This window comes from Bifidobacterium imperatoris (genome assembly GCF_002860405.1).
In the GTDB taxonomy this organism is placed as follows: Bacteria; Actinomycetota; Actinomycetes; order Actinomycetales; family Bifidobacteriaceae; genus Bifidobacterium; species Bifidobacterium imperatoris.
This window is the reverse complement of sequence record NZ_NMWV01000030.1, coordinates 1-16,452: the sequence shown is the minus strand read 5'-3', so window position 1 is coordinate 16,452 and position 16,452 is coordinate 1. Positions and strand designations below refer to the sequence as shown.

The window sequence follows — 16,452 nt, the reverse complement described above, 5'->3', positions numbered from 1 at the left end:
GATAGTCACCAGCAGGCCGGCATTCTTGTGCTCCAGTTCATCGAGCCGTTGGCTCATTGCGGCCCGCAGAGTCAACGGCATTTGTTTCGAAGATACACTGGCCTCGCCGAGGCTGACTCCTCCAAGTCCGGCGATGGAGACTGAGGGTTTGATGGAAAGGCTTACTGAGGGCTTATCTGGCGTGAGGCGATTGATCAGTCGTTGGGCCAGTCCTTCCGAAGCTGTTTCGTCAATGACCTCCCATTTCCGTGCTTTAGCAATGCGCCCGAATTCAGTCAAAATGACGGTTTTACCCACTCCACGTGCGCCGGTTACACGCATAAGGCGGCCGGGCGCGCCGGGACCATCATCAAGACCTTCCTCGAAGTCATCAATGATGGTATCGCGACCGATGAGCAGTGGAGGCATACGGCCAGCAGTCGGCTTGAATGGATTGCTCTGACGCATTGAAGTCACGACGTCCTCGATTCCTCTGATGCCCAAATATAAAGATTATAAAAGAATATAAAACATTATAAAAGAATATAAAGGAATATAAAACGAGAGAAGCCCCGCTCGATTGAGCGGGGCTTCCTGCCATAGTTTGCGCTTGAAAAAGAACCACCGCTGAGCCGCGGTGGTGCTGTATTGCTGCGGTTTTTGCGCGCGCAAAGCTACCTGGCATGTTTTCAGCGCAAAAAAAAGGAATCGGCCTGTGGCCGATAGATTTCTTCCGCCCCAAGGCTGGTGCTTCTCTCCCTCAGTCAGCTTCGCTGACAGCTCCCTCATCAGAGGGAGCCTGACAAAAACGAGGAAGCCCCGCTCGATTGAGCGAGGCTTCCTTCCATAGTTTGCGCTTGTAGATCAGCCTGTGTTCTGCAGGCCTGCGGCGACGCCGGAGACGGTGCAGAGGATGAGGTAGATGAAGCCGGCCTGTTGGCTCTGGCTGAGTTCTTCCTTGTCCACCTTCTTACGCAACGACTTGAGTGCCAGCACCTGAGTGACGGACAGTGCGTCGACGTAAGGAGAGCGAATGCGGATAGCCTGGCCGAGCACATGGCGGTGCTGCAACGGCCACTTGTCACCGACGATGTCGAGCACCCACTTGCGGGTAAGCTCCATCTCGCCCAGCACCTTCTCATTGAGATCCTCACGGTCGCCCAGAGCGAGGTACATCTTGGCGATGCGCTCGTCCGTCTTAGCGAGGGACATTTCAATGTTGTCGATGAAGGTGGAGAACAGCGGCCATTCCTCATAGGCTTCGCGTAGCGTCTGCAGGTCGCCGAACTTCTCGCATGCGGTACCAAGGCCGTACCAAGCAGCCAGGTTGATGCGAGCCTGAGCCCAAGAGAAGATCCACGGAATCGTACGCAAATCATCCAAGGACTTGGCGCCAAGGCCACGCTTTGCCGGTCGAGAACCAATCGGCAGCAGACCGATCTCAGTCAGCGGCGTCACGGTGGAGAACCACTGAGCGAAATCAGGCGTGTGCAGCAAATCAAGGAAGCGCTCGTGAGCGGCATCATCGAGTGCGCTAGCCATGTCGGCATACTTCTCGGTCATGTCGGTGTTGCGCTTCTCCACGCTCGGAGCGGACTGCAGCAAGGTCGCCGCAGCCACGGACTCAACGTGGCGGATAGCGAGCACCGGGTTGCCGTAACGAGCGAAGATAACCTCGCCCTGCTCGGTAAGCTTGAAGCGGCACTTCACGGAACCGACCGGCTGGGCCAGCACTGCACGGTTGGCCGGGCCGCCACCGCGACCAACGGCACCGCCGCGGCCGTGGAACAGAGTCAGATCAATGTTGTGCGATTCGGCCCACTTGGCGATGCGCTCCTGTGCGGAGTGCAGGGCCAACGTTGCGGAAGTCGGGCCAGCATCCTTCGAGGAATCGGAGTAGCCGAGCATGACTTCCAGCTTGTTGCCAGTAGCCTTCAGACGAGCCTGAACCTCGGGGATCTTAATCATTTCCTCGAGCACATCCACCGAGTTCTGCAGATCCTCAAGCTGCTCGAACAGCGGGATCACATCGATGGTGGGCACGTCCTCCGGGTGAGCGAAGGCCAGACGGTTGAGCTCGTAAACATCCTTGATGTTCTGCGCGCTCTTGGTGAAGGAGATGATGTAGCGGCGTGCGGCCTTGGTGCCATTGCGCTTCTGGATGGAACCGAGGGCACGGAAGGTGTCGAGCACCTCGTGGGTCATCGGTTGCAGTTCGCCGCGTTCGCCGTGCAGGCCGTGCTCGCGAATATCCGCAAGGGCACGGGAGTGCACCACGGAATGCTGACGGAACTCCATCTCGACCATGTGGAAGCCGAAGGTCTCGGCCTGCCAGATCAAGTCCTGCAGCGGGCCATAGGCGGAGCGCTTGGCGCCTGCATCGGCCAAGGACTGCTGCACGGTCTTCAGATCGGCGATGTAGTCATCGCAAGTGTGATACATCAGATCGGCGTCACGCTCGATGGTGTAGTGCAGACGATCGGCAATCACCAGCATGACTGCGCGGTGCAGTTCCTTGGTGGAAATCAGGGCGGCCTTATCGGTCAGACGCTCGCTCATTTCCTTCTGGTGGCTCCACAGGATGCGCAGTGCAGAGCTCGGCGGTGTGGTCTCAGCCTCCATCGTGAGGTTGCGACCCACAGTGCGGGTGGCTTCCTCGAGAGCGGCGAGCACATGATCGGAGAACTTGCGGGCCACCTGACGGCTGACCTTAGCGGTCACGTTCGGGTTGCCATCGCGGTCGGAACCAATCCAGCTACCAGGGTGGAAGAATGCCGGGCACACGGGCGGCACTAAGCCAGCCTTATCGCCCAAGACCCAGTCGTCGAAGCGACGGTACACCTTGGGGATGGTGTGGAACAGCGTGTTGTCGAAGATGTCAAGAATGGTGTCAGCTTCCTCAACAGGAGTCGGCTTCTTCAATGCGATCGGGGAAGTGCGGAACAGGGCGTCGATCTCGTTGTAGAGACGGCGGCAGTTCTCCTTCTTATCCGATCCACCAAGCGTCTTGTGCTCTTCGAGCAGCTCGGAAATACGGCGAATCTTGCCTTCCACTGCCTTACGGCGAGCCTCGGTGGGGTGGGCGGTGAAGACCGGGTGGAACTCGAGCCTGTCGAGCAGCTCCTTGGCCTTGGCCGGGCCCATCTCGTTGATGAGCTGGTGGTAGGCGGAAGTCATTTCGTTGACCGGGTCGAAGGCCTGATCGTCGGTGACTTCGTTTTCACGCTGGCGCAGCACGGAGACGCGGTAGTTCTCCTCGGAAAGGTTGGCCAGATGGAAGTAGGTGGCGAACGCGCGGGCCAGCAGCTGGGCGTCGTGCAGGTTCATCTTGTCGATGACCTCAACGGCGGCCTTCAGCCCATCATGGCCGGGGTTCGGATCCTCAACGCCGCCGAAGTGCTCAGCGCTGGCCTCGACCGCATAGTTGCGCACGGTATCGAAGGTGGAGAGCAGTTCAGGGTTGTATTCGCCCAGTACGTCGCGCAGGATTCGCAAGCACAAATCCATGTCGTACTTGAGGTTTTTGGGAAGATCATGCTCCTCCGGGCCCTTTCGGCCGGTCCCGGTGGTGACGATGGCAGCGTCAGCCGGAGTGATCTGTTCTTCGGATGTTGCCATATAACCTCCTTTGCCGAATATTAGGTTGCTCGGTCTATTGGTCGTCCGCGGCTCCTCCGCGGTTGTTGAGGCCAATCGTTGCGAGCCCACAGCCCATATTCAACGTGGTTGTTGTGTGGCAATAGTGTATCGCCGGGTATTCGCCATTTACGTTACGAAGTCCATTTTCGACTTGCACAATGGCCGCATATCGACCTGTCGACGTCCGAGAAATGGACACAAAAGTAGATGCCGAGCTGTGTGGGGAAGGTGCCGCGCTACCTTAAAACCTCGGGAAATCTTGTTATCGACGTTATTAATCAGGCGCATGCCGCGCCAACCGGATGGGAATCACATGGAACAGCACACGAACCATACCGAAGCGCATCAGGAACACCATAAGCCCAACGAACACGGTGCCATCGCCGTGCAGCACTTCCATACCCACTCCATTCCGTTGGATATGGAGGATATCGAGCGTGATTGGGACAAGCCGATTGCAGAAGCCGGCATTGCAGCCAAAGCCAGCGTGATCGTACGCGTTGGCTTGCTGGATTTGAGTGCTGGAACCGGCTCCTTCCGCGTACGTGAGATGATGCACCGCATCGCTTACCCGCTTGGTGTGCATGTGCGTGCTGATGTGAATCTGACCGACATTGAAGCCGCCTGCACAGACGGCAAGAATCGCATCACCGAAGTCATCGATTTGCCGTCCACCGGCGTTAATACCGAGCGCATCTGGCTGCTTGAGCATTATGCCGACTGGTTCAGCGTGAATCTCGGCGAGGAATCGATGTACCATGCGCAGCCTGAAGTCTCACAGGGCTTGATGCAGCATCTTGACACCAAAGATGCATCCCAAGTGTCTGCCAACCTCTCCAAACAGCTGCGCGAAGAGGAGAAGACAGGTTCGACAGCTGTCGAATCCGGGCAGGATGCTGTGTTGGATGCTTTGGAGGCAGCCAGCGAGCATACCGATCCCGGCGATCCGCGTGCGCATCAACTACATGTGCATGAGACGGACTGGTCGCAGTCGGCAATGGCCCAGTCTTTGGCTGCCCGCGCAGCGGATGAGCAGGCGCGCGAAGCAGAACAGGTGGAAGAGCAGAGCCAGACTGCACAATCGGCTTCGGATGCGATGGAATCGGACTTCCCGGATGCCACGCCGAGCCAAACTGCGCAGAAGTCTGCCGCATCGCGCAAGCACAAACTCGCCCATCGCAAGCCACCTAAGGAATATGCCGAGCATTTCGATTACGCGGATGGAAATTCCAAGACTAAGAACGCCGGTGGCATCACCGTGCGCCAGGCGCATGAGCGACTCGACATGATTGAGCATCGCAAGCCGCTCTACTCGCCGGCCTTTGCGGGTTTGGCCTCCGCCATCGCCTGCGCATCCTTCGTGTTCCTGCTGGGCGGTGGCCCATACGACATGATTGGTGCATTCGTAGGTGCCGGCCTCGGCCATTGGCTACGCCGCCGACTGTTTGCACACCATCTGAACCAGTTCTTCGTCACCTTCGTGTGCGTGGCCTTGGCGGCATTGGCCTGCACCGGCACACTGCGACTCATTGGCCTGTTCGACCCCATCGCCTTACAGCATGACACGGCATATATCGGCGCAATGCTGTTCGTCATCCCTGGATTCCCGCTGATCACCAGCGGCCTTGATATGGCGAAAATCGACTTCCCATCCGGTATTCAAAGGTTGGCCTACTTCCTGTGCATCGTGCTAATGGCCACGCTTGCAGGCTGGATGGTGGCCACCATCGTGCACCTGAACCCAACCGGATTCGAGCCGTTGGGCCTCAATGTGTGGGTAAACGGCGCGTTGCGATTCCTATTCGCGTTCCTTGGCGTATGGGGCTTCTCCGTGATGTTTAACTCACCACAGCGCATGTGCCTGGTAGCCGCCGTGATTGGTGCGATTACCGATACGTTGCGCTTGGAACTGGTGGATGTGGGCGTGCCCGCTGAAGCTGGTGCATTCATCGGTGCGCTTTTGGCCGGTCTGCTCGCTACGGCTTGGCGCTCCTCGGTACGCAAGGGCTGGTTGGCCCCGCACCTCGGCTACCCGCGTATTTGCCTGACTGTGCCGTCGATTGTGATCATGGTGCCGGGCCTGTACATGTATCAGGCCATGTTCCACTTGGGTTCTTTCGATACACAGTCCGCTTTGGATTGGGCGTTCCGCGCGTTCATGGTGATTATTTGCCTGCCCATCGGCTTGGCGATGGCCCGCGTGATCACCGATAAATCCTGGCGTTACGACATCTAAGGCATACGGCTTTGGTGACCCTAGAGTCACCATTTGAGACGCAGTTATGAGATTGTCCGCACTTTCAGGGAAGGTCGGCGGAAGAGAAAGTACGGATAAAAGGCGGTTAGTGTGGCAAGCGACTTCTGGATTCTCCTGGCCATGATCATCTATTTTGCGGCCATGCTGTCCATTGGATTCGTGTATTCCAAGCGGTCCAACTCGTCTTCCAAGGAATACTTTGCAGGCGGCCGCGGCGTTGGACCGTGGCTGACCGCGCTTTCCGCTGAGGCATCGGATATGTCCGGCTGGCTGCTTATGGGCTTGCCGGGTCTCGCCTACTTCACTGGTGCCGCCGACCCAATGTGGACCGCACTGGGCCTCGCCATCGGCACGTATCTGAACTGGAAAATCGTGGCCCGTCGACTTCGCCGCTATTCGGTGGTTGCCGGCGACGCCATCACCATTCCGGACTTCTTCGCCAAGCGCTTCCATGACACCAAAGGCGTGATCTCCACCATCGCCGCCATCATCATCCTCGTGTTCTTCAGCGTGTACGTGGGCAGCTGCTTCGTGACCGTAGGCAAGCTGTTCGCCACGCTTTTCGGCTTTGATTACCACCTGATGATGATTCTGGGTGCACTCGTGGTGTTCGTGTACACCGCGGTGGGCGGCTACCTTTCCGTGGTGATGACCGACTTCATTCAAGGCTTGCTCATGTTCTTCGCGCTGGCCGTGGTGTTCATCGGCACTGTGGCGAACGCCGGCGGCATTGAAAACACCGTGGCGTTCCTTGAGTCCATCCCTGGCTACCTTTCCGGCACCCATGTTGCTGCGCCGAAGCTCGATCCGGAGACCGGCCGCCAGCTGGTCGAGGCTGGTCGCGCGGTGTTCGGCGCGCCAAAGGAGTACGGCATCATCACCATCGTTTCGATGCTGGCGTGGGGCTTGGGTTACTTCGGCATGCCTCAGGTGCTGGTGCGATTCCTTTCGATTCGTAGTGTCGAGGAAGTGCGTAAATCTCGTATCATCGCCACCCTGTGGTGTGTGCTCTCCCTTGCCAGTGCCGTGTGCATCGGCCTGGTGGGCCGCGCGATGATGCCGACGCATTTGCTCACTTCCACGGATGCCGAAACCATTTTCATTGTGCTGGCGCAGACCTTGCTGCCAAGCTTCATGTGCGGTGTGGTGGTGTCTGGTATTTTCGCGGCCTCGATGAGCTCCAGCTCCTCGTACATGATTATCGGCGCTTCCGCAATGGGCGAGAACATCTTCCGCGGCCTCTTCCATAAGAAGGCTTCCGATCGCCAGGTAATGATTGTGGCCCGCCTGACGCTGGTGCTCATGTTCATCTTCGGCGTGCTAGTGGCTTACGATCAGAACTCCTCGATTTTCCAGGTGGTTTCGTACGCGTGGGCCGGCCTAGGTGCGTCCTTCGGTCCATTGATGCTGTGCTCGCTGTATTGGCGCCGCGCCAATAAGGCTGGCGCTGTGGCCGGTATGCTCTCCGGCACGGCGGCCGTGCTGATCTGGCATAACGTGATGAAGCCGTTGGGCGGCATCTTCGCCATTTACGAGCTGCTGCCGGCGTTTTTGATCTCGCTGCTGTGCATTGTGGTGGTGTCGCTGCTCACCGAGAAGCCTAACGAGCAGATGCTCTACGAATTCGATCACTACATGGACGACCCGTTGCCAGGCACGCTGCCCTCCGGCTCCGTGTTGGTTGACGAACCGATGGAAGCTATGGAGGCTGAGGTTCGCGGCGGAAAGTGAGCCGTTGAGGCTGTCATGCTGTCGCTGTGCCGTCGGTGATCGGTATGTTGAGGGTTTCGAACGCTCTCGGAGAGCATATATGAGCCTAACTCGCTTACAAGGGGCTGATTTGAGCTATGTCGGAGGTCTATCTGCGTTACAAGGGGCTCCTCGTCAAGTAGACAGGTTTCAAGAATGGCGGAATGACGGTGCCATGAAGGTCTGTATACGACGCATACAGACCCTCGGCAGCCCCTTGTAGCGCAGATAGATGCTCTGGAAAAGGGAAATCAGCCCCTTGTAAACGAGAAAGCAGCCGGAATCCATCGTTGATGGTGATTGCTTGGTGTGAAGTCTGTTGGGCTACAGTGCTATTCCATCGTGTTGTGGCCGCAGCGAGGCGTTTATTGTCTGTTGTCGCCGCTTATAGGAAGAAGCGGCGAGAAATGCAGCCGCTCGTACAGCGGAGCCCGTTTCATAGTTCTGGCATCACAGATTTGACGGATTGTTTTCCGCGGTGTGAGTTGAACGGTCTTTCCGGTCACCTCTTGTATCCTTTCCGCAATACGTTGCGCAAGTGCCGCTTCACGATCTTCTCGGCCGATATCTAATTTGGTAACTTGAACGTATTTCCATTTGGCGTCTTCTATATTTGACGGCGCTTCGTATCTCCTAGCCATTGCCGAGCGTGATGTGAGCCTTCGTATTCAATGCAGATTCTATATTCCGGATACGCAAGGTCCAGATAGAAAGGCTTACTGCTGCCGCTGAGGAATATGGGGTAGTTGACCTGCGGCATATCAAGGCCATATCGTACGGGTACAAGGCGTGTTCGTGTTTCCATCGAGGAGTCTGTTCCGCTGCGCGCAACCAGCAGTGCGCGCCGGCAATTGTTGTATCCGCGAAAGAGTCGGGTGCTCGTCCCCTCGTTCTTGGCCTCCTGCACTTGTTGGTACACGCTATCCAAATACATGATGAAATCATCTCTAGTGGCTCGCCGCAGCCGCCTATCGCGGCGCATCATGGAATCTGCCAATACTATGAGCTCTTCAAGGTCTAGATAAGCGGAGAACATGGTCCATGTGCACGCTGGTGATGTGCAAGTGAATTGGCCGTCAACGGTGACTGTGTCTATCGAAAATGGCCATACAACTGCAGTAGTTCCTTGCACGTGACGCTTGGCGTTTGGATGGGGGACGGCCATCATAGTCGATTGCATAATACGCTGATGTTTGCTGGGAATTCTCGGCATTTCAATGGAGAGCAATTCAAGTGCTGTGGTCAAAGCGTATGGGGCTCTCCAAGCCGTTCGCTTTTGGATTGCCGCGCAAATGTCCATGCGCTGATATTTAACCGTGGTCAAATCTGTCAATGTGAATGAATCGCCCATACAACCACCCCTTCGTGATGCGTTCGGCATAGTGGATATGAGTGTAGGGGTATGCGTCAGTGTTTGTCTACAGGCCTCTTTTTTCGGTGGATAAATGTGGATAACTAGGTGGATAACTCAGTCTGGGGTGCGTGAATACAGAGAGAGTGACGCTTGCTAGACATTGATGCGCATTGCGCTGGCATGAGCATAAGTGCACGCTAATTTCAGTTCAGTGGCATGATGACGATTATGAGTAGCTTGGTTCGTATCGTCAATGTCGGTGTTCCCAGAGCGGAAAACCGTGTGGATATTGTTGTGCGGGATGGTGTTGTAGCCAGTGTGCGTCCGACTGGCGAGGCTGCGGTGAACGTCGACCTGGCCGATGCAGGCCAGCCGTCGAAGAATCTGGACGCAACCACGATTCGCGCCGATGGTCTCTGGATTATTCCCGGCCTGTGGGACTGCCATACGCATTTCACGCAATGGGCTAAAACGCTGGGACGCTTGGATCTGATTGGCGCGCGTTCAGCCTCCGAAGCGATGGCCATGCTGCGGGCACATCTTGATGAGCGCCGTGCAGCGGGCACGCTTGACCCCAATGCATTCGTAGTGGGTATGCGATTCCGCCATTCGCTGTGGTCCGATGACGAGCAGCCAACGCTTGCCGCCATCGATGCCGTGGCCGGCGAACAACCTGTGGCGCTCTCCAGTGCGGATATGCACTGCGGTTGGGTGAACTCCGCGGCTGCCCGACGCCTTGGTGTGCATGTGGACGAACGCACCGGACTCGTCGGTGAACTCGAATGGTTCGACGCCTACACCCAATTCGACAAGGCGCCCGGTGCCGCCGAGGAAACTGACCGGCTGTTGCGTGAAGCGGAGCGAGACGCGGCGTCCAAAGGCATCGTAGGTATTCGCGATTATGAGATGGCCGAGAACATCGATACGTGGATTGCGCGCTTTGCCGCCGGCATCAACACGCTGCGCGTAGACGCTGGCGTATACCCCGAGCGACTGCAGGATGCCATCAACGCCGGCTGGCGCACCGGCAAACCACTGCCCGGCAGCAATGGGCTGGGCCGTGTCGGCGCGATGAAGCTCATCTCAGACGGCTCCCTGAACACCCGTTCTGCCTACTGCTCCACCCCATATTCCGGCATCGAGCCGCAAACCTACGGCACGTTGAGCTACACGCCGCAGCAAATCGAGGATTACATGCGGCTCGCCACTGAACATGACTTCGATATCGCTTGCCATGCCATCGGTGATGAAGCGAACACCATTGTGCTCAATGCGGCGGAAGCCACCCATGCGCATGGTTCCATCGAGCATGCGCAAATGCTCAAGCCGGTTGATATTCCGCGATTCGCCGGACTCGGGCTCACGGCCAGTATTCAACCACAGCATGCAATGGATGACCGCGATGTCATCACTCGGTTCTGGGCCAACCCGGCTGGCATTCCCTACCCATTCCGCTCGCTCCACGATGCCGGAGTGAAACTCCGTATGGGCTCCGATGCACCTGTTGCCCCGCTTGACCCGTGGCTTGCTATTTCGGCTGCCGTATTCGGAACGGAAAGTTCTGACCGAGAGCCCTTCCAGTCGGAACAATGCTTGGATATGCGCACTTCGTTGGCTGCGTCAACGGCCGTTGGGCGAGATGGTCTTGAGCCCGGCGATGTGGCCGACATAGTGCTGCTGGATGCTGACCCATATGCGGTAACCACACCTGAAGCCATGCGTGCCATGCCGGAACATGTGACGATGACTTTCGTAGCCGGAAAACGTGTGTATTGATTGAGATATGAAAAAGGGTTTGTGCGATCCGAATGAGGAACCGCACAAACCCTTATTGGTTTAAGAATCAAGCAAACGTAGGCTCAGTACTTCATACCCATTGCTTCGCGCACCTGATCGAGGGTTTCCTCGGCGATGGCGTTAGCGCGCTTGTTGCCATCGTGCAGAATATCGCGGATGGAATCCATATCCTTGGCGAGCTCGGCGCGGCGCTCGCGGTGCGGAGCCAGGAACTCGTTGACGGACTTGATCACGTACTGCTTCAGTGCGCCTGCACCGGAATCGCCAATTTCCTCGGCGATTTCCTTCGGGTCACGACCGGTCACCAGACCTGCAGTGGTCAGCAGAGCGGAAACCTGCGGGCGCGCGATCGGATCGAAGGTGATGCGACGCTCGGAATCGGTGGGGCTCTTCTTAATGAGCTTGGCGGTTTCCTCAGCGGTGGCGCCCAGCATGATGGAGTTGCCGTAGGACTTGCTCATCTTGCGGCCGTCGAGACCCGGAATCTCAGGAGCGTCAGACAGAATGGCGGCCGGCTCCGGGAACACCGGGTTCTTCTTGGCGTAACGCTCGTTGAAACGACGGGCAATCGTGCGGGTAATCTCCACGTGCGGCAGGTTGTCCTTGCCGATCGGCACCACATTGGCCTTGCAGAAGAGAATGTCGCACGCCTGATGCACTGGGTAGGTGAGCAGCAGGCCAGTCAGCGCGTGGCCGGAAGCCTCCATTTCGGACTTCACGGTCGGGTTGCGGTGCAGCTCAGCCTCGGTGACCAGGGAGAGGAACGGCAGCAGCAGCTGGTTCTCGGCCGGCACTGCAGAGTGGGTGAACATCATGGTCTTGTTCGGGTCGATGCCCGCGGCCATGTAGTCGAGCACCAAGTTCAGCACGTTGTCTTGAATATGCTCGGTGGTGTCGCGGTCGGTGATGACCTGGTAATCCGCGATGATGATGTTCGTGTTCACGCCACGCTCCTGCATGGCGACACGCTCTTTGATGGAGCCGAAGTAGTGTCCCAAGTGCAGGCGGCCGGTCGGGCGATCGCCGGTCAGCATGGTGAAGGACGAGGGATTCGACTCGAGCTTGGCAAGCGTCTCGTCGGAACGCTTCTTTGCTGCGAGGAAGCTCGCGCTCATTTCATTGCCTGCCGCTGTCAGTTTCTGCTCGTCGGTCATGCGGATTCCTTTGAAATAGCCGTAAAATAAACGCTTTTATGGTAAAAGTGTGAGCCGACAACGAACATGCACATATTAGGTGGTACTCTCTTAAGTTGATGAATCGAACAGCACAGTAATTTCAGGGGGTCAGATGGGCCGCGGACGTCAGAAAGCAAAACAGCAGAAAATTGCCCGTAAGCTGAAGTATCTGACCACCGACACTGATTACGATGAGCTGGCCAAAGAGCTAAGCGAGCAGGAGCCGGGAACAGGGTCTGTTGACCCGTTTGCCGACGTTGAAGACCAGTATGTGGACACTGATGAGAAATCTAGTGATTCCGCTGCTGCTCCTGTTGCGGACGATGACTTGGATGAGTACGCCAAGTGGGCTGCCGAAGCTGCAGCCAAGGCGACCAGTGGCGAATTCCCGAAGACTGCGGCTAAGCCGGCAGTTCCGCATAAGCCAATCCCGATGCCAAAGCCTCGCCCGATTCCGAGCGCCCTCAAGCCTAAGCAGTGATCGGTGGCAATACAGCCTTATAAGGCACCTGTTGCATAACAGGTGCCTTTTTATTTGCTATTTTGCCGTCGACTGCCGCTAACGCGTGAGCGGCAATAGGTCGCTCAAATCGTCGCGTTCGCCGACTGCACTGATGTGGCCGGCATCCTTCTCCTGATTCCACGTGGTGATGCCGCAGGCAAGCCGTAGCCAAACGTCTGGCTCAAGTTCGATGACGTCCGGCGGAGTCAGATTATGCGGGTCAGATTCCGGCCCGTCCAAAATTTTGACTGCGCCCCATGGGGCAACGCGCACTTCTACACCGGGGCCGGGAGCCCGCCGCTCCAATAGAAACAGTGAGTAGCGTACGGCCATGGCCCACGTGCTGCGCGGCAAGGTTGGATTAATGGTGATTGCTGCCGCTGTTTGCAATGATTGCTGCGCGGCTGTATGCCATTGTTGAAACGCGATGCGACCGCGTTCTAAATCTCGTTCAAGTATGACTGCCATGTCTTCAATCATGGCACTTGATAGCTCTTGACCATAGGATGATAACGATGACATACGCCGTTGTATGCGTACTGTATGGCGGTGTGATACCCTCAGTATGAGAACGTATGCACGCGCTGATCTCAATGACGTTACGGAGAGTTCATGCTTACGTTTATGCCGCGATACCGAGTGCGCGGCATAATAATCTCGGGCACTTATCCCGGAAGGAAAGTCAGAATGACCGAAATTACCGCACCAAAGTCTCCCGTTACGGCGGACCAGTTCGCCGACGAGATTCGTGAACAACTCAAATACACTCAGAACGTCACCGCCGAGCAGGCAACTGCTGCCGACGTGTACGTGGCTGCATCCAAGGCTGTGCGTAACCACCTCGCCGACTCTTGGTTCAAGACTCAGGCCGATACCGTCAACGGCAACACTAAGGCCGTCGGCTACTTCTCCGCTGAGTTCCTGATGGGCAAGCAGCTGGAGAACGCACTGCTGAACGCAGGCCTGACCGAGCAGTTCGACAAGGCTGTTGAAGCTCTGGGCTTCCAGCCGAAGGACATCATTGACGCCGAATACGAGCCGGGCCTCGGTAACGGTGGTCTGGGCCGTCTCGCCGCCTGCTTCATCGACTCCCTCGCCTCCCTGGGCGTGCCGGCATTCGGCTACGGCATCCAGTACAAGTACGGCATCTTCAAGCAGACCTTCGATGAGAACGGCAAGCAGGTTGAAACCCCTGATTACTGGCTGACCAACGAAGAGCCGTGGGGCCACATCGACTACAACCGCGACCAGAAGGTCTCCTTCGGCGGCGAAGTCGTTGAGGAGAACGGCAAGAAGGTGTGGAAGCCGGCTTGGTCCGTGCGCGCCGTCCCGGTGGACTACCTGGTCCCGGGCTACAAGTCCCAGCGCGTGAACACTCTGCGTCTGTGGACCGCCAAGAGCTACGACGAGTTCGATCTGCTCGCCTTCAACCGCTCCGAGTACATGGAAGCCGTCAAGCCGCAGGTCAAGGCTGAGAACATCTCCAAGATCCTCTACCCGGAAGACTCCACCAAGGTCGGCAAGGAGCTGCGCCTCGAGCAGCAGTACTTCTTCGTCTCCGCATCCCTGCACGACGCCATCCGCGTCTTCTACCCGGGCCAGGACAAGCCTGATCTGACCACCTTCCCGGACAAGATCACCTTCCAGCTCAACGACACCCACCCGGTGATCGGCATCCCGGAGCTCATGCGCATCCTCATCGATGAGTACGACTACGACTGGGATACCGCTTGGAACATCACCGTCAAGACCTTCAACTACACCTGCCACACCCTGCTGCCGGAAGCCCTCGAGGTTTGGCCGGCCAGCCTCATCGGCGAACTGCTGCCGCGTCACCTCGAGATCATCGAGAAGATCAACGAGCAGTTTGAAGACGAGCTCAAGGGCAAGGGTGTTGCCGACGAGACCATCGAACGCATGCGCATCTACACTGGCGACTCCGTCCGCATGGCTTACCTCGCCACCTACGGCGGCTCCCACGTCAATGGCGTGGCCGCCCTGCACTCGCAGCTGCTGAAGGACGTCACCCTCAAGGACTTCTCCGACGTCTACCCGACCAAGTTCACCAACGTGACCAACGGCGTGACCCCGCGTCGTTTCGTCAAGCTCGCCAACCCGGCTCTCTCCGACCTCATCACCGAGGGCCTCGGCACTGACAAGTGGATCTCCGACCTCGAAATGCTCGAGGGCCTGGTTCCGCTGGCCAAGGATGACGAGTTCGTCAAGAAGTTCGCTGCCGTCAAGGCCGCCAACAAGCACGCTTTCGTGGGCTTCGCCAAGGATCACTACGGCCTCGACATCGACGAGAACACCATGTTCAACACCATGGTCAAGCGTCTGCACGAGTACAAGCGCCAGAGCCTGAAGATCCTGGCCGTGATCTCCAAGTACGCTGCCATCAAGAACGGCACCGTTTCCGCTGACGAGATCCTGCCGCGCACCGTGTTCTTCGGCGCTAAGGCTGCTCCGGGTTACTACCTGGCCAAGATGACCATTCAGCTCATCAACAACGTCTCCCGCGTGGTCAACAACGATCCGGACGTCAAGGGCAAGCTGGCCGTCCACATGCTGCCGAACTACAACATCGAGATGGCTCAGAACCTGATTCCGGCCACCGAACTTGACGAGCAGATTTCTCAGGCTGGTAAGGAAGCTTCCGGTACCGGCAACATGAAGTTCGCTCTCAACGGTGCCCTGACCGTTGGTACCCTTGACGGCGCCAATGTTGAGATTCGTGAGCGCGTTGGTGCTGAGAACTTCTTCCTCTTCGGCATGACTGTGGAAGAGGTCGATAAGCTGTACGCCGACGGTTACGATCCGGCTAAGTACTACGAGGCCGATCCTCGCCTGAAGCAGGCCATCGATCTGGTTGCCAACGGCACCTTCTCCAACGGTGACCGCAACGCTTACGCTCCGCTCGTCGCCGACTGGCTGACCAAGGATTGGTTCATGACCCTGGCTGACTTCTCCGCTTACGCCGATATCCAGGCTGAAATCGAGAAGCTTTACCGCGATCCGCTCGAGTGGAACCGCAAGGCCCTGCTCAACGTGGCCAACTCCGGCTTCTTCAGCTCCGATCGCTCCATGGAGGATTATCTCGAGCGAATCTGGCACACCGGTCCGCTCGCTGACTGACGGGTCCAGAACGCAGCTGGAGGGTGGGGAGTGCGCATCCCGACCGTAAGCTTGGCCGAACGGCCTTGAGTGTGTCGGGATGCGTACCGTACTCCCCACCCTCCAGCGTCAGCAGCTTAATACGCAAAAAGCCTCTGTAACTACTTCGGTTACAGAGGCTTTTTACGTATGTCTACCAGTTGGGGGAATCAGGCTTCAGCTGGGGAGGCTTCGGGCTCCTCCTCATCGCCCTTATCCTCGGCCTTGTTCAGACCCAAATCCACCGGCGAAGAGCTGTTCTCCCACGGCTCCTCCCACGGATCATAATCCGGGTTCTGCTGCTTGTAGATGTACAGGCCGATGACTGCAGCCAGCGCCGCGCCAAACAGCAGCGCGAAGAACTTCCAACCGTTAGAAGAACGATTCTCCATGACGGCTCCTTTCTATGCGGGATCGTCTGGTCGGCATGCCCATTCAAGACCGACCCTGCACCCTATTCTAAGCCGCTGAATGTGTCGATTGGGTGGACGACGTGCCTCACGTTTTTTGAGCGCGTAGGGTGTGGTGGTGCCTCATCGGGAATGAGCGCGAACGGTATCGGTCCTGTTTGGCTTGTCTTATGGAAGACAGGATCAGCATGGCGACGAAGCGGCAGGTCACCCTGAGATTCAGGGATGAATACATGAAGGCGTCGAAGAAGGACAAGGGACGCATCCTCGATGAGATGTGCTCCGTGCTGGGAATCGGCAGGAGCACCGCGAGACGCAGACTCACGGAAGCCGGGCGCGGCAGGCCGTCGATGTCGCCCGCGGAGCGGCCGAAGCGGTATTCGGAGCAGTCGCGCGAGCTGCTGGTCCAGGTGTGGCTGATGATGGATGCGCCGTGC

The 16,452-nt window shown here is 57.6% G+C and carries 10 protein-coding genes and 2 pseudogenes; 6 read left to right on the top strand and 6 right to left on the bottom strand.

Features of this window, described 5'->3' with window-relative positions; all coding sequences use genetic code 11:
• The coding region (locus tag Tam1G_RS09935; protein ID WP_243394883.1) for an ATP-binding protein at positions 1-447 on the bottom strand (447 nt) is incomplete at its 3' end.
• Between the two features lie 396 nt (positions 448-843).
• Positions 844-3,597, bottom strand: a complete 2,754-nt coding sequence (locus tag Tam1G_RS09925; protein WP_101626389.1) for a phosphoenolpyruvate carboxylase — start codon at positions 3,595-3,597, stop codon at positions 844-846.
• Positions 3,598-3,931: 334 nt separating this feature from the next.
• On the opposite strand from Tam1G_RS09925, the gene Tam1G_RS09920 reads away from it, so the two are divergent.
• Both Tam1G_RS09920 and Tam1G_RS09915 read left to right on the top strand, forming a co-directional pair.
• Positions 3,932-5,854 (top strand): threonine/serine exporter family protein, encoded by a 1,923-nt coding sequence (locus Tam1G_RS09920; RefSeq protein WP_423220494.1) that lies wholly within the window; start codon positions 3,932-3,934, stop codon positions 5,852-5,854.
• 111 nt (positions 5,855-5,965) lie between these two features.
• Positions 5,966-7,606: a sodium/proline symporter gene (locus tag Tam1G_RS09915; protein WP_101626387.1), complete on the top strand. Its 1,641-nt coding sequence runs from the start codon at positions 5,966-5,968 to the stop codon at positions 7,604-7,606.
• 383 nt (positions 7,607-7,989) lie between these two features.
• Here the strand turns inward: Tam1G_RS09915 and Tam1G_RS09910 are convergent.
• Positions 7,990-8,975 (bottom strand): annotated as a pseudogene (locus tag Tam1G_RS09910) (hypothetical protein).
• Positions 8,976-9,197: 222 nt separating this feature from the next.
• Here Tam1G_RS09910 and Tam1G_RS09905 point away from each other — a divergent pair.
• Positions 9,198-10,754, top strand: coding sequence for an amidohydrolase (locus tag Tam1G_RS09905; protein ID WP_101626391.1), 1,557 nt, complete (start codon positions 9,198-9,200; stop codon positions 10,752-10,754).
• Positions 10,755-10,837: 83 nt separating this feature from the next.
• On the opposite strand, the gene trpS is transcribed toward Tam1G_RS09905, so the two are convergent.
• A complete protein-coding gene (trpS, locus tag Tam1G_RS09900; RefSeq protein WP_101626386.1) occupies positions 10,838-11,929 on the bottom strand; it encodes a tryptophan--tRNA ligase in 1,092 nt (363 codons plus the stop codon).
• A gap of 133 nt (positions 11,930-12,062) precedes the next feature.
• Here trpS and Tam1G_RS09895 point away from each other — a divergent pair, with 133 nt between their 5' ends.
• The gene (locus Tam1G_RS09895) at positions 12,063-12,431 is read left to right on the top strand and encodes a DUF3073 domain-containing protein (RefSeq protein ID WP_033891452.1); all 369 of its coding nucleotides are present in this window, start codon (positions 12,063-12,065) and stop codon (positions 12,429-12,431) included.
• Positions 12,432-12,509: 78 nt separating this feature from the next.
• Here Tam1G_RS09895 and Tam1G_RS09890 read toward each other — a convergent pair whose 3' ends face one another.
• The gene (locus tag Tam1G_RS09890; protein WP_033891634.1) at positions 12,510-12,920 is read right to left on the bottom strand and encodes a sterol carrier family protein; all 411 of its coding nucleotides are present in this window, start codon (positions 12,918-12,920) and stop codon (positions 12,510-12,512) included.
• Positions 12,921-13,139: 219 nt separating this feature from the next.
• Between Tam1G_RS09890 and Tam1G_RS09885 the strand changes: the two genes are divergently transcribed.
• Entirely contained in the window at positions 13,140-15,587 is a 2,448-nt protein-coding gene (locus Tam1G_RS09885; protein WP_033891451.1) for a glycogen/starch/alpha-glucan phosphorylase, read from the top strand.
• A 188-nt stretch (positions 15,588-15,775) separates the two neighbouring features.
• Here Tam1G_RS09885 and Tam1G_RS09880 read toward each other — a convergent pair whose 3' ends face one another.
• The gene (locus Tam1G_RS09880; protein WP_033891449.1) at positions 15,776-15,997 is read right to left on the bottom strand and encodes a hypothetical protein; all 222 of its coding nucleotides are present in this window, start codon (positions 15,995-15,997) and stop codon (positions 15,776-15,778) included.
• A 188-nt stretch (positions 15,998-16,185) separates the two neighbouring features.
• Here Tam1G_RS09880 and Tam1G_RS09875 point away from each other — a divergent pair.
• Positions 16,186-16,452: pseudogene (locus Tam1G_RS09875) on the top strand (integrase catalytic domain-containing protein); the annotation flags it as partial.